This is a genomic window from Pseudomonas sp. NFACC04-2 (assembly GCF_900119265.1).
Lineage (GTDB): Bacteria > Pseudomonadota > Gammaproteobacteria > Pseudomonadales > Pseudomonadaceae > Aquipseudomonas > Aquipseudomonas fluorescens_AA.
This window is the reverse complement of sequence record NZ_FPJC01000022.1, coordinates 65,663-79,229: the sequence shown is the minus strand read 5'-3', so window position 1 is coordinate 79,229 and position 13,567 is coordinate 65,663. Positions and strand designations below refer to the sequence as shown.

At 62.6% G+C, this 13,567-nt stretch carries 9 protein-coding genes; 2 read left to right on the top strand and 7 right to left on the bottom strand.

What is annotated here, in order from left to right:
- Positions 1-5: 5 nt before the first annotated feature.
- The 4 genes from BT125_RS23675 to BT125_RS23660 all read right to left on the bottom strand — a co-directional run bounded on the left by BT125_RS23675 (position 6) and on the right by BT125_RS23660 (position 4,835).
- The gene (locus tag BT125_RS23675; RefSeq protein WP_072410931.1) at positions 6-914 is read right to left on the bottom strand and encodes an ABC transporter permease; all 909 of its coding nucleotides are present in this window, start codon (positions 912-914) and stop codon (positions 6-8) included.
- Positions 914-1,951, bottom strand: coding sequence for an ABC transporter permease (locus tag BT125_RS23670; RefSeq protein ID WP_025211956.1), 1,038 nt, complete (start codon positions 1,949-1,951; stop codon positions 914-916). Before BT125_RS23670 ends, BT125_RS23675 begins: the two co-directional genes overlap by 1 nt.
- A gap of 34 nt (positions 1,952-1,985) precedes the next feature.
- On the bottom strand, positions 1,986-3,608 hold the full coding sequence (locus BT125_RS23665) for an ABC transporter substrate-binding protein (protein WP_072410929.1): 1,623 nt from the start codon (positions 3,606-3,608) through the stop codon (positions 1,986-1,988).
- A 72-nt stretch (positions 3,609-3,680) separates the two neighbouring features.
- Positions 3,681-4,835, bottom strand: coding sequence for a mandelate racemase family protein (locus BT125_RS23660; RefSeq protein WP_060739132.1), 1,155 nt, complete (start codon positions 4,833-4,835; stop codon positions 3,681-3,683).
- A gap of 534 nt (positions 4,836-5,369) precedes the next feature.
- Between BT125_RS23660 and BT125_RS23655 the strand changes: the two genes are divergently transcribed.
- On the top strand, positions 5,370-6,365 hold the full coding sequence (locus BT125_RS23655) for a TRAP transporter substrate-binding protein (RefSeq protein WP_072410916.1): 996 nt from the start codon (positions 5,370-5,372) through the stop codon (positions 6,363-6,365).
- Positions 6,366-6,502: 137 nt separating this feature from the next.
- Positions 6,503-8,410: an alkaline phosphatase D family protein gene (locus BT125_RS23650; RefSeq protein ID WP_072410914.1), complete on the top strand. Its 1,908-nt coding sequence runs from the start codon at positions 6,503-6,505 to the stop codon at positions 8,408-8,410.
- Positions 8,411-8,518: 108 nt separating this feature from the next.
- Here BT125_RS23650 and BT125_RS23645 read toward each other — a convergent pair whose 3' ends face one another.
- The 3 genes from BT125_RS23645 to BT125_RS23635 form a co-directional block, all read right to left on the bottom strand.
- The gene (locus BT125_RS23645; protein ID WP_072410913.1) at positions 8,519-9,019 is read right to left on the bottom strand and encodes a methylated-DNA--[protein]-cysteine S-methyltransferase; all 501 of its coding nucleotides are present in this window, start codon (positions 9,017-9,019) and stop codon (positions 8,519-8,521) included.
- An 81-nt stretch (positions 9,020-9,100) separates the two neighbouring features.
- Positions 9,101-11,836 carry a winged helix-turn-helix domain-containing protein gene (locus BT125_RS23640; RefSeq protein WP_072410911.1) on the bottom strand — a complete coding sequence of 912 codons (2,736 nt, stop codon included), beginning with the start codon at positions 11,834-11,836 and terminating at the stop codon, positions 9,101-9,103.
- A gap of 363 nt (positions 11,837-12,199) precedes the next feature.
- Positions 12,200-13,564 (bottom strand): DUF1329 domain-containing protein, encoded by a 1,365-nt coding sequence (locus tag BT125_RS23635; protein WP_072410909.1) that lies wholly within the window; start codon positions 13,562-13,564, stop codon positions 12,200-12,202.
- Positions 13,565-13,567 lie beyond the last annotated feature (3 nt).

Below are 13,567 nucleotides of genomic sequence, written 5' to 3'. Positions count from 1 at the left end.
GTTCCTCAGGATTGGCTGCGTGGGTCGAGGACGTCGCGCAAGCCGTCGCCCAACAGGTTGAAGGCCAGGCTGACCAGCATGATCGCCGCACCCGGCGCCGCCACCAGCCACCAGCTTTCGAGCATGTAGCGCCGTCCGGTGGAGATCATCGCGCCCCACTCCGGCAGCGGTGCCTGGGCGCCCAAGCCAAGAAAGCCCAGGGCGGCGGCGGTGAGGATGATGCTCGCCATGTTCATGGTCAGGCGGATGATCACCGACGACAGGCACATCGGGATGATGTGGCGCAGGATGATGCGGGTGCTCGACGCGCCCTGAAGCTGCACCGCGACGACGAAGTCAGCGTTGCGCAGCGGCAGTGTTTCGGCGCGGGCGAGCCGGGCAATCGGCGGCCAGGCCGTGAGTGCGATGGCGATTACCGCATGCTCCAATCCAGGGCCGAGGGCGGCGATGAACGCCAGCGCCAGGACCAGGCTGGGGAACGAGATGAAGATGTCGGTGATGCGCATGAACAGGCTGTCGACCCAACCGCCGAAGTAGCCGGAAACCGTGCCGACCAACAGGCCGATGGGGCCGACGATCACCGTCACCAGCAAGACGATGTACAAGGTGATGCGCGAGCCATACACCAGCCGGGCGAAGACGTCGCGACCGTATTCGTCGGTGCCGAACCAGTGCACGCTGCTGGGTGCCTGCAAGGCCCCGGCGAGGTTCTGCAACAGCGGATCGTGGCCGGCGATCCACGGCGCGAAGACCGCGACCAGGATCAGGGTCGCGACGACGATCAGGCCGGCGAAGGTCATCGGGTTGCGCAGCAAAAAACGCAGCAGGCGCACGGTGCTGGCGACCAGCGCTGCCGTACTCGAAGCGGGCAGCGCGGCACTGCCGGCAGCGCTGGAAGCAAGAGGCAGGTTCATTAGCGAGTCCTCGGGTCGAAGATCTTGTACAGCGCATCGCTGATCAGGTTCAGCGTCACGAAGATGAGGCCGATCAGCAGGACGCAGGCCATCACCGCGTTCATGTCGCCGAGCAGCAAACTGCTGGTCAGGTACTGGCCGAAGCCCGGCCAGGCGAACACGGTTTCGATCAGCACCGCACCTTCCAGCAGGCCGCCATAAGCCAGCGCGACGATGGTCAGCAACTGCACGCGAATGTTGCCGAAGGCATGACCCCAGACGATGCGGCGCTGGGACAAGCCCTTGACCCGGGCGGTGATGATGTACTCCTGGGACAGTTGCTCGAGCATGAAGCTGCGAGTCATGCGGCTGATGTAGGCGACCGAGTTGAAGCTGAGGATCACCGCCGGTAACAGGATGTGCCGCAGTGCGCTGCGAAAGGCCTCCCAGTCGCCGGACCAGGCGGTATCGATCAACAACAATCCTGTGTGTTTCGGGATCAGCCCGTCATAGGCCAGGCCGATCCGCCCGACGCCGCCAGCCCAACCCAGCCAGGCATAGAACACCAGGAAGGCCATCATGCCGATCCAGAAAATCGGCGTGGAGTAACCGAACAGCGTGATCAGCCGCGCGACATGGTCACCGGCACGGCCCTGATGCGTCGCCGCGTAGACGCCCAGCGGCAAGCCCGCCAACACGCCGAACAGGATGGCCAGAGTCGCCAGTTCCAACGTCGCCGGGAAGACTCGGGCGATGTCGGTGATGACCGGGTTGCCGGTCAACAAGGCCATGCCGAAGTCACCGTGCAGCAGGTCGCCGAGGTAGATCGCGAACTGGGTCCACAACGGCTTGTCCAGGCCCAGCTCTTTGTAGACCTGGGCGTAGGCCGAGGCGTCGGCGTCCGGGCCGACGATGGCCAGCACCGGGTCCAGGGGCATGACCCGACCGATGAAAAAGGTCAGTAGCAGCAACCCCAGCAGCGTCACCGCCACCGAGCCGCCGCGCCGAGTCGCCGAAGCGGCCCGGGTGGTCCAGATTGAAAAGGATGCAGTCGACATGTTCATTCCTGCCTTGGCCCTGTGGCCGTCGATTTCAGCGCTGCTTGTAGACGTCCCGAAGACGCGTGGTGGCGGCGGTGTGGCCGATGTAGTTGCGCACATCCGCGTGGATCACTACTTCGTCCACCATCTGTGAGACCGGCATGATCGCGCCGGCCTGTTGGTCGTAGAGGGTCTGGATCTGTGCATAGATTTCGCGCTGGCGCTCGGCGTCACGTTCGCGCTCGGCTTGCTCGATCAGTTGATTGAGCTGCGGGTCGAAGAACGAGGTGCGCCATCCCTGGAAGTTGCTCAACTTGGCTTCGGTGCGGTTGTCCGGGTTGTACACCAAGGCCCGCAGGCTCGAATGGGGATGACGCTCCGCCCCGCCACCGCCACGACCGACGAGGATGTCGAACTGGCGGTCGCGCATCGCGCCATAGATCTGGTTGCCGGTTCCAGTGATGATCGTCGCCTGGATCCCCGCCTGGGCCAGCGTCGCTTGCAAGCTGGTGGCGATGTTGATGAACGGCGGATCGGTCAGCGAACGGATGGTCACCTTGAAGCCTTCGGCATGCCCGGCCGCCGCCAACAGGCGCTTGGCTTCGGCCACGTCCAGGCGATAGCCCGGGTCGTCCAGGCGTGCCGGTAGCCCCAACTGCAAGGGCCGCTGATTGATCACGCCGTAGTGCGGCATGACCACGTCGTTGATGCCCTGGTAGTCGATCAGCAGGCGGATGGCCTGGCGTACACGGATGTCTTGGAACAACGGCTGCTGCATGCTCATCGCCACGTAGTACAGCGTGCCGCGGGCGATGCTCTGGATGCGCACTTCATCGACCTTGCCCAACGCCTTGATGTCGGTGGCGGCCATACCGCGGGCGACGTCCAGGTCACCGCGCTCGACCATCAGGCGCAGGGCCTGGGACTCGGTCATGTTGCGCATGATCACCCGGCGCAACTTCGCCGCGCCGCGCCAATAGTCGTCATTGCGACTCATCAGGATCACGTCGTTGGCCCGCCAGATGTCGAGCTTGAACGCCCCGGAGCCGGCCGTGTGCGTCGCCAGCCACGCCGCGCCTTGGTCGTCGCCGACCTGATGTTGCAAGGCGACCGAGCGATCGATGATGAAAGCACTGGGAGAGGTGGCCAGGGTGTTAAGCACCAGCATCGGGTCAGTGACGCGTGGCAACTCCATGACAAAAGTGTGCGGCCCTTCGGCACGCATCAGTTGGACGACGTTATCGGCGGTGAAACCGTAGGCTTTCCAGGTGGAAGCCAGGGCGCGGTTGAGGGTGACGACGCGCTGCAACGACCAGGCGACGTCTTGGGCGGTGAGCGGCGCGCCGGAGTGAAAACGCACATCGTCGCGCAATTGGAAGGTCAGGCGCATGCGGTCGGGGCTGACGTCCCAGGTTTTCGCCAGGGCCGGAATCAGCGTGTCCGGCTGCGCCGCGTCCTGCTCCAGGAGCATGTCGTAGACGTTGGCGTTGACCTCGGCGACCTCCAGCCCCGTCGCCGCGGCAGGGTCCAGGGACAGTAGGTTGATCATGCTCATGCCCACCACCAATTGGTCGGGGGGCGTTTCGCCTTGGGCCAGGCTGACGGGCACCTGCACTGCGCACAGGGCCACGGTGACACACAGCAGCCGGGTCAGGCGCTTGGGCCAGAGATTCATGGTTCAGTCCTTTCTTATATTTATAAAGACTTGTCGCCTGGGCAGACCATCGACCTCAGGCGTGGAACAGGATCAATGTCGGGACAGGGTGTTGGCCTCGATGTACGCGAAGTTGATGTCCTCGCCCAACCCCGGCCGATCGGACAGGTGTACAAAACCGTCGGCGTCCATGGGGTCGACGATGCTGTTGAGGTGCGCCGGGACGTCTTCATAGTCGAGGAACGGGTGCAGCAGGCCGCGCTCGTACCAGCGGCAATTGCTGATCGCCCCGACCACCGCCAGGTTCGCCGCGCCATTGCCGTGGACTTCGCAATCCATGCCGAACGACTCGGCCAGGTGCGCCACCTTCAGGCACGGCCCGATACCCCCGACCCCGGCCACGCCGGCACGCAGGATGTCACAGGACTTCTGGGTGACCCAACTGGCACGGCTATGGAACTTGCCGGCGATGCTCTCCGGGCCCAGCACCGGGATGTCCAGGTTGGCCGCCAGCCAGGCATAGGACTCCGCCGAGTCTTCCATCATCGGCTCTTCGAACCAGGCGAAATTCAGCTTTTGCAGCGCCTTGCCGATGGTCAGCGCATCCATGCGGCTGTACCAGTGGTAACCGTCGAGCATCAGCGCGATGTCCGGCCCCACCGCCTCACGCACGGCGGCGCAGGCCTGGATGTCCATTTGTGGATTCGGCGCGAAGGAAATCGGCGGCATCCAGGTATGCAGCTTGATGGCCTTGTAGCCACGCTGCACCAGTTTCTCGGCAAATTGGCCGTACTCGTCCGGCGTCGACAACCCACCCGGCAAATCGTCACCGCACATCGTCGAGCCGTACGCCGGGACCTTGTCGCGATAACCGCCAATCAGTTTATGCACCGGCAACTTGAGCTTGCGCCCGGCCAGATCCCACAAAGCCTGCTCCACCAAGGCCAGCGCCCGGTCGGTGAACTGCCCGGCGCTACCGCGCTGCCAGTGCGCCAGGTCTTGCCAGATGCTTTCACGGTCCATCGGATCGCGGCCCACCAGCACTTTGCGTACGAAGGATTCGATGATGTGCGGACGAATCAACTCAGGCGGGCCAAAGGCATAACCCTCGCTGCCATCGTCGCAGCCGATTCGCAGCAAGGCCATCTTGATCATGACCTCATCGCCCGGATGGGCGTGACCGGCGCTGTCCTGGGCACGGCGCGAAGGGGTGGAAAAGACTTCGACGTGAACGCCTGTGATTCTCATAGAAGGAAGCACCCTGTTGTTATTGTTTATTTGTATGTCGTCATACAACGCAACGGATTATTCTGACGTTCCACACAGGCTGTCAACCCACAAAATCAATAAAAATTAATGAAACATGGAACGAGATAGAGAAATGAGATTATTTTTCTTGAGAGAAATCTAGAATGTCGTCATACCACATAGCAAAAAACAATACGACTCGCCCGGGGGGGGCCACGATGACGGAAGGACTGGAAACCGAGGCGGGAGAATAAAAGCGGTGGGAGCGAGCTTGCTGGCGATAACGGTGTGCCTGGGCCGATGATGTTGGAGATGCCGCCATCATCGCGAGCAAGCTCGCTCCCACAGGAGGGCTGTGACAGGGGCAGGATCAGTGAACACCCGCTCCCACCCAGCAGAAGTCCGATGGCTTGCCCCCGCCGGAACACGTCATCCAGCAGCGGATGGTTTTTCTCCTAGACTTGACGTTGTCTGCTGTACGCCGGGTTCCGAAAAGGCCCGTACGATGAATGTAAAGGCAAAGGGAATTTCGCAATGCTCAAACCTGTATGGAAAGCGCTCGCCTGTACCCTGGCTTTCGGCGCGTGGGGCACGGTCATGGCGGCTGAGCCGATCGTTATCAAGTTCTCCCACGTGGTAGGTGACCAAACGCCCAAGGGCCAGGGCGCGTTGATGTTCAAGAAGCTGGCAGAAGAGCGGCTACCGGGCAAAGTGAAGGTCGAGGTCTACCCCAACTCCACGCTGTACGGCGATGACAAGGAGATGGAAGCCTTGCTCCTGGGGGAGGTGCAGATCATTGCGCGATCACTGGCCAAGTTCGATCAGTACACCAAGACTGTGCAGCTGTTCGACTTACCCTTTCTATTCGACGACATCGCCGCAGTAGACCGTTTCCAGCAAAGCCCTGAAGGCCAGAAACTGCTCAAGTCCATGGAAAGCAAGAACGTCACCGGCCTGGCCTATTGGCACAACGGCATGAAGCAGCTATCGGCCAACAAGCCATTGCGTACCCCTGAGGATGCCCGTGGCCTGACGTTCCGGATACAGACCTCTGCGGTACTGGAGGAGCAGTTCAAGGCGGTGGATGCCAAGGCCAAACCGATGATTTTCTCGGTGGTGTACCAGGGGCTGCGCACCGGTCTGGTCCACGGCACGGAAAACACCTATTCGAACTTCTACAACCAGAAGCTCAATGAGGTGCAGAAATACGTCACCGAATCCAATCACGGCATACTCGACTACATGCTGATCACCACGTCGGATTTCTGGAACGGCCTGCCGCCGGATATCCGCAGCGAACTGGACAAGATCGTGATCGAATCCACTGCCCATGCCAACCTGGAAGCGGAACGATTCAACCAACAGGACAAACAGCACGTCCTGGATGCCAAGACCACCGAGATCATCACCCTCACGCCGCAAGAGCGCAGTGTCTGGCGCGAACGAATGAAACCAGTATGGGCGAAGTTCGAGACAGAGATCGGGCCGGACCTGATCAAGGCCGCCGAGGCTTCCAATAGCGCACAGTGACATCGCCAGGCTTGACACTTTCCTCTGGTGAGGGGGCTTGCTCCTTCGCCACAACAGTGCCCGCCCCCTCTATCCCCAGTCGCACAGCACATTGCGTTATGATCCTCGCCTCTCCCTGAACAGAGCTTTTTCCGCTGATGCTGTTGTCCGCCCCCGATATTACCCTTGCCCTGCCCCCTGTCCTGGTCGGCCCGCTGTTGCGGCGGCTGGAGCCTGCGCGCCTGGTGATGTGGTTGGTGGGCACGCGAGCATTGGCGTTGACGCTGCGTATTGACGGTGTCGGCGACCTGGCACTCGATGCATCACGTTGCACCGTGGTGCCGGTCGGGCAACGGGCGTTTGTGCACTTGATCGATGTGACGCTCGACGCTCCCCTGCCCCAAGACGTGGCGATTGACTACGACCTGCTGGTGGACGGCGCGCCCATCGCCGAGTGGGCGCCGCATCTGTTGTATGACGGCGCACAGTGTCCGAACTTCATGCTGCATTCGCGTATCGAGCAATTGGTCCACGGTTCTTGCCGCAAACCCCACTACCCGACCAACGACGGCCTGCTCTGTGTCGACCGTCTGCTCGCGCAAGACCCGGCGCAACGCCCGGCACTGTTGATGATGAGCGGCGACCAGGTCTATGCCGACGACGTCGCCGGGCCCATGCTGCGGGCGATTCATGGGCTTATCGAACACTTGGGGCTGTTCGAGGAATGCCTGGAGGGCGCTGTCGTGGAAGACAGCGCCAAGCTCTACCAACACCCGGCCAGTTATTACCATCGCGCCGATTTGCTACCGGCATTGGAGAGTAACGAAACCCTGCGCGAGCGCTTTTTCGGCGGCGCACGCAAGCCGATCTTCACCAGCAGCAGCGCCGACAATCACCTGGTGACCTTCGCCGAGGTGATGGCAATGTACCTGCTGGTGTGGTCGCCGGTGCCCTGGACACTGATCGCCGTGCAGCCCCCCGAACTGACCGTCGAGCGGCGCCAACGCTACGACCTGGAACAGCAACGCATCGACGCGTTCAAGACCGGGCTGGGCGGCGTGGCGCGGGTATTTGCGCACCTGTCGTGCCTGATGATTTTCGACGACCACGACATCACCGATGACTGGAATCTGTCCGCGCAGTGGGAGGAAACGGCCTACGGCCATCCTTTCTCCAAGCGCATCATCGGCAATGCCTTGATCGCCTACATGCTCTGCCAGGGCTGGGGCAACAACCCGGATGCCTTTGCGGACGTGCTCCCGCAGACCCTGGCCTTGAGCGACACCGCCCGAGACCGCTACCTCGACAGCGAACCCCAGGACCAATTGATCGACACCCTGCTGGGTTTCCAGCAGTGGCATTACGTGCTGCCGAGCACCCCGGCCCTGGTGGTGCTCGACACCCGTACCCGCCGCTGGCGCAGCGAGAACACCCTCAAGCAACCTTCCGGCCTGCTGGATTGGGAAGCCCTGAGCGAGTTGCAGCAAGATTTGTTGGATCACCCCTCGGCCATCATCGTCTCACCGGCACCGATCTTCGGCGTGAAGCTGATCGAGACCGTGCAGCGGGTGTTCAGTTGGTGCGGTTATCCGTTGCTGGTGGACGCGGAAAACTGGATGGCCCATCGCGGCGCAGCCCAGGTGATCCTGAACATCTTCCGACACTCGCGTACACCGGGTAATTACGTGGTGCTGTCAGGGGACGTGCATTATTCCTTCGTCTACGAGGTGCTGATCCCACACCGCAAGGGCGGCCCGCGTATCTGGCAGATCACCAGCAGCGGCATCAAGAATGAATTCCCGCCCGTGCTGCTGGAATGGTTCGACCGCCTGAACCGTTGGCTCTACTCCCCGCGCTCGCCCCTGAACTGGTTCACCAAGCGCCGCAGCATGCGCATCGTCCCCCACACCCCGGAACACGCCGAAGCGGGCGAACGGTTGTGGAACAGCGCCGGTATCGGCCAGGTGTTCTTCAACGAACAGGGCCAGCCCACAAAGATCTACCAGCACAACGCCAACGGCCAACCACCGACACGCATGCGGCCTCCCAAATCCCCACCAGCCTGAGAACATTGTGGGAGCGAGCTTGCTCGCGATGACGGAGGCACAGCCAGCTCCTAGGCAAGCTGACACGGCGCTATCGCGAGCAAGCTCGCTCCCACAGGGAAGTGGCAGTCAGAACGCCAACTGCAGAGTCTGCTGGCCTTCGAGGCTGAGCAGCAATTGTTTGGCCGCCAGGCCGCCAGCGAAGCCGGTGAGGCTGCCGGAGCTGCCGATGACGCGGTGGCACGGGGCGATGATCGAGATGGGGTTGCGACCATTGGCGGCGCCGACCGCCCGGACCGCTGTCGGTTGGCCGATCTGGACGGCGATGTCGCGGTAACTGCGGGTTTCACCGAAGGGAATGGTCAACAGGGCCTGCCACACTCGGACCTGGAAATCCGTGCCGGCAAAGTCCAGCTCCAGTTCGAAACGGCGGCGCTGACCGGCGAAGTACTCCAGCAACTGACGTTCGGTTTCCTTGAGGACCGGATGCTGAGTGTCTTCTTCCAAAGGCCCCAGGCGCACCCGGTTGAGCCGCTCGTTTTCCCACAGGATGGCCGCCAGTCTTGTCTCCCGGGCGACGAGTATCAACTGGCCGACGGGGGATGGGATGGTCTTGTACAGAGGCAACATCGAGGGATTCCTTGTCAAAGCCTGTGGCCAGGGAGCTTACTCCCTGGCCACAGGTTTTTCCCACCGCTCATAAAGTCTCCCTCAGCCCAACAACCCCAACGCCTTCGCCCGCGCCACCGCCTGGGTGCGGCGCTCGACCCCGAGTTTGCTGTTGATGTGGCTGGCGTGGGTCTTGACGGTGTGCAGCGAGATGAACAATTGCTCGCTGATCTCCTGGTTCGAACAGCCCTGGGCAATCAGTTGCAACACCGCCCGCTCGCGACTGCTGAGGGTTTCGACAGGTGCCGCCGGGTCGACAGGCTGGGCCACCGTCGAGGGTAGGCGTTCGAACAGATGTTCACGCAAGGTGCTGGGCGGTGCGTGCAGCAGTTGTTCGCGAAACCATTCACAGTGCTTGCCAAACAACCACTCGAAGGGCTGCAACACCCCGCCGCTGGCGGCTTCGAAAGCTTGGGCCAGGGTACGGCGGGCTTCGGGCTCACGGCCGACGCTCAACAGCAAGGCGACCTTCTGGTTGAGCGTCATCACGCTGAGCATTTGCCGACCGGTTTGCTGGCCGTGTTCAAGCAGGGCATCGAGTCGCCCTTCGGCAAGCATCGGTTGACCCCGGATGGATTCCAGCACCGCCTGCTGCAATTCGACATGCAGCGGCAGTTGCGGATGGAATTCCGGCGGCGCGGCGGCCCGCTCGCCGGTGTAGGTCTGGCCCAAGCGGGCCAGCCAGGCTTCGGCCAGGTCGGTGCGGCCCTGGGCCAGCCAGAGTTCGCATTTGACCAGGGTAATCATTGCCAGGTAATAGATCGGCGGAACGTCCCAGATGTGCATCAGCCGCTCGGCTTCAGCCAGTTCGGCAAAGGCCCGGGCGAACTCGCCGCCATAGCCTTCGATACGCGCGATCACGCAATGGCCGATCAGCACGCTGATGTCGCGGCAGGCGCGGGCTTCGGTGAGGCCTGCCTGCAACCGCGCCAGGCCGACCTGGGGTTGCATGCGCAAGGTCAGCAGGAAACCCTCGTACATGATCAGCCGCGCCCGCACCGCATAAAGCCGCTGGGGCGATAATGCATGCAAACGCTGCAAACCCTGGTGCACTTCGTCCAGCGCCCGCAGGATTTCGCCTCGCGCCTGCAAGACCCGGGCACGATCGTAATGGGCCAGGGCCTCGAACAATGGGTTGCCGACCCGCTGTGCCAGCTCCAGGGAATCGCGGTTCAGGTTCCGGGCACGCCACAGGTCGCCGTCGGCAATCGCCAGGTTCGACAAGGTGGACAGGCACATCAGCCTTTGGCCGTAGCGTTTTTGCGGCAGGCTCTCCAGGGCTTCGCTGCAATAACGCACGGTGGCCTCGCGATCACCACGGCCACGGGCGACAATGCCGCTCAGGGCCAGCCATTGGGCAAGCATGGACTTTTGCGCGGTGGCCGAGGGGGCCGGCAGGAAACGACTCAAGTGCGCGGCCAGCTCTTCGGCGGCGTCCAATTGACAGGCCAGGCCCAAGGCCCAGCTGTAGAGCACGATCAGCCGCGGCGTGCTGATGAGCAGGCTGTCGGGCAAATCCATTTTCCAGCGCAGCAACATGCCGACGTTCTGCTCGGCCAGCAGCTGCTCCTCCGAAAGGTTCTGCACCAGGTTCGCCGCCACGTCCAGGTGCCCGGCCCGCAGCGCCTGTTCCACGGCTTCGTCGATCAGGCCCTGGGCGTTGAACCAGCGACAGGCCCGCAGGTGCAGGGTCGCGGCCGGGACCATGGCCGGCGCGCTGGGGCGACTGCGCAGCAGGTCGGAAAACAAGTGGTGATAACGATACCAGTGGCCATGCTCGTCCAGCGGCACCAGGAATACCTGGTGAGCCGCCAGGTAACGCAGGATTTCGTCACTGTCGTGGGCTTCGCGCACGGCATCGCACAGCGCGCTGCAAAAGCGTTCCTGAGGGGCCGTGTCGTAGAGGAACGCCTGCACCTCGGCGGGCAGGCAATCGATGACCTCTTCGAGCAGGTAATCGCGGATCAGCCCTTCCCCTCCGTGCAAGGCCTGGGGCAGCAGGCCTTCGCTGCCGGCTTCGGAGGCGGCCAGCAGCCAGAACCGCAGCCCGGCCACCCAGCCTTCACTGCGCTGGATGAGGTTTTCCAGCGCCTCGCCGCGCAACGAGCTGCTGTGATGCTGGAGCAGGGTCAAGGCTTCGTCATGGGTCAGGCGCAGGTCTTGCTCGTTGAGTTCGAGCAATTGCCGCGACAGGCGCAGGCGCGCCAGGTGCCAGTCCGGGCGCTGGCGACTGGTGACGAGTACCAGCAAACCGTCGGGCAGGTGATTGAGGAAAAATTGCAGGCAGCGATCCAGCACCGGGCTTTGGGCCAGGTGGTAATCGTCGAGGACCAGCAACAAGGGATCACGGAGCGATAAGTGGGCGGACAATTCGTCCAGCAAGCCATCGAGCCATTCTTCGAAGGCGAAGGGTTGATGGCGCTGGCGCATTTTCAGCAGCCCCAGTGCCCGGCCACCCAGTTGCGGGAAAAATGCCTGGAGCCCTTCGAGCAAGCGTTCCAGGAAACGCCCCGGATCGTTGTCCCGGGCACTGAGCCCCAGCCAGAGGCTTTGCCAATGGGCCGGCAGGCTCTGGCAGAACTCCACCGCCAGGGAGCTTTTACCGAACCCCGCCGGGGCACTGACCAACAGCAACCGCCCCCCGAGCCCGGCGCTCAAACGCTCGCACAACCGCGGCCGCGCGACATGGCCGTCGGGCAAGGGCGGGCGGTAGAAACGCCCGTCCTGTACCGCGATGGCTGCGCGGGCAGAATCCGGAAGTGAAGACAAATCAGTCATGGCCGGCTCTTGTAGGAATGCGGGTGGCGGCGTTGCAGATGTCCGCAGACTAGCGGTAAACGAGGAGGTATTGAAGGGAGTGCTACAAATGGCTACAAAAAGACTACAAGCCGACCGACTCTAAAAATTCAGGCGGCCACCGCTCTTGTGGCGAGGGAGCTTGCTCCCGCTGGGTTGCGAAGCAACCCGCAAGGCAGCGACTGCGTTGTACCTGACACAATGAGTAGGCTGGTTTGGGGCTGCTGCGCAGCCCAGCGGGAGCAAGCTCCCTCGCCACAGGGTTTTGTGTTGACTGATCGAACAAAAAAACGCCCCGAACCAGTCGGGGCGTTGTTTCGAGGATGCGGCCTCGGGTGGAGCGGTTTAGCGGATGCCGTCCTGACGCAGTGCGTTCGGGGTGAAGTCGGCGGTGGTGGCGGTGAAGCCGAAGTCGTAGGCCGATTTCTCTTCGTTCTTCATGCCCAGCGCCAGGTAGCGGCCGGACTGCAGGTCATAGAGAGTTTCCAGGGCGTACCACGGCACTTGCTTGTCGTAGTAGTTCTCGGCATGGGCCTCGGCCACGCGCCACAGTTGGCCACGACCGTCGTAGTGGTCGATCACCGCGGCTTGCCAGGTGTCTTCGTCGATGTAGAAGTCACGCTTGGCGTAGATGTGACGCTGGCCTTCCTTCAGGGTCGCGGTCACATGCCAGACGCGACGCAGCTCGTAGCGGGTCAGGTCCTGGTTGATGTGGCCGGCCTTGATGATGTCGGCGTATTTGAGTTGCGGCGAATCGATCTTGTAGCTGTTGGCGGCGATGTACATCTCTTTCTTGCCTTCCAGCTTCCAGTCGTAGCGGTCCGGTGCGCCGTTGTACATGTCCAAGTTGTCGGAGGTACGCAGACCGTCGGCCGCCGTACCCGGGCCGTCATAGGACACTTGCGGGGCACGGCGCACACGGCGCTGGCCAGCGTTGTAGACCCACGCCGAACGCGGCTCCTTCACTTGGTCCAGGGTCTCGTGCACCAGCAGCACGCCACCGGCCAGGCGCGCCGGCGCGGTCACTTGCTGCTTGAAGTAGAACAGGATGTTGCCCGGGTTGGCCGGATCGAAATCCTTCATCTTGTCGCGGAACACGAACTGGTCGCGGAAGTACACCAGGCTGTACGAACCATTGGGCTGCGGGGTAGCCTGGGTGACCAGGCGCGTCACGCTGCCGCCGCGATAGCGGGTGATGTGGTTCCAGATGACTTCCACGCCGCTCTGGGGAATCGGGAACGGCACGGCCGTCTCGAAGTTCTCCAGGCCGTTGCCGCCGGAGACCAGCTTGGTGTTGACCGCGTTTTTCTTGATGGAGGCGAACACCTCGTCCGGCACGGTGGCGCCGCGATGGGTCGGGTAGACCGGCATCTTGAAGGTTTCCGGGTAGCGCTTGAACATCGCGTACTGGCCGGGGGCGAGTTTGTCCTTGTACTGCTCGACGTTCTGCGCAGTGATGGTGAACAGCGGTTTTTCAGTCGGGAATGGATCGGCCAGGAAGCCCTTGCTGTCCACGGCACCGGCGTTCTTGGCCATGGGTTTCCAGGCCGAGATCGAGCCATCGGCATTGCCGGCCATCTCGGCGCCCATCGGCGTCAGGCTCTTGCCGAGCTTGTCGGCCTCGGCCGCGGGTACTGCCGCCATGACGCTGGCGGCCAGCAGAGATAACCCCAGAACACCGACCTGCAACAGATTCTTTGTTATTTTCATAGT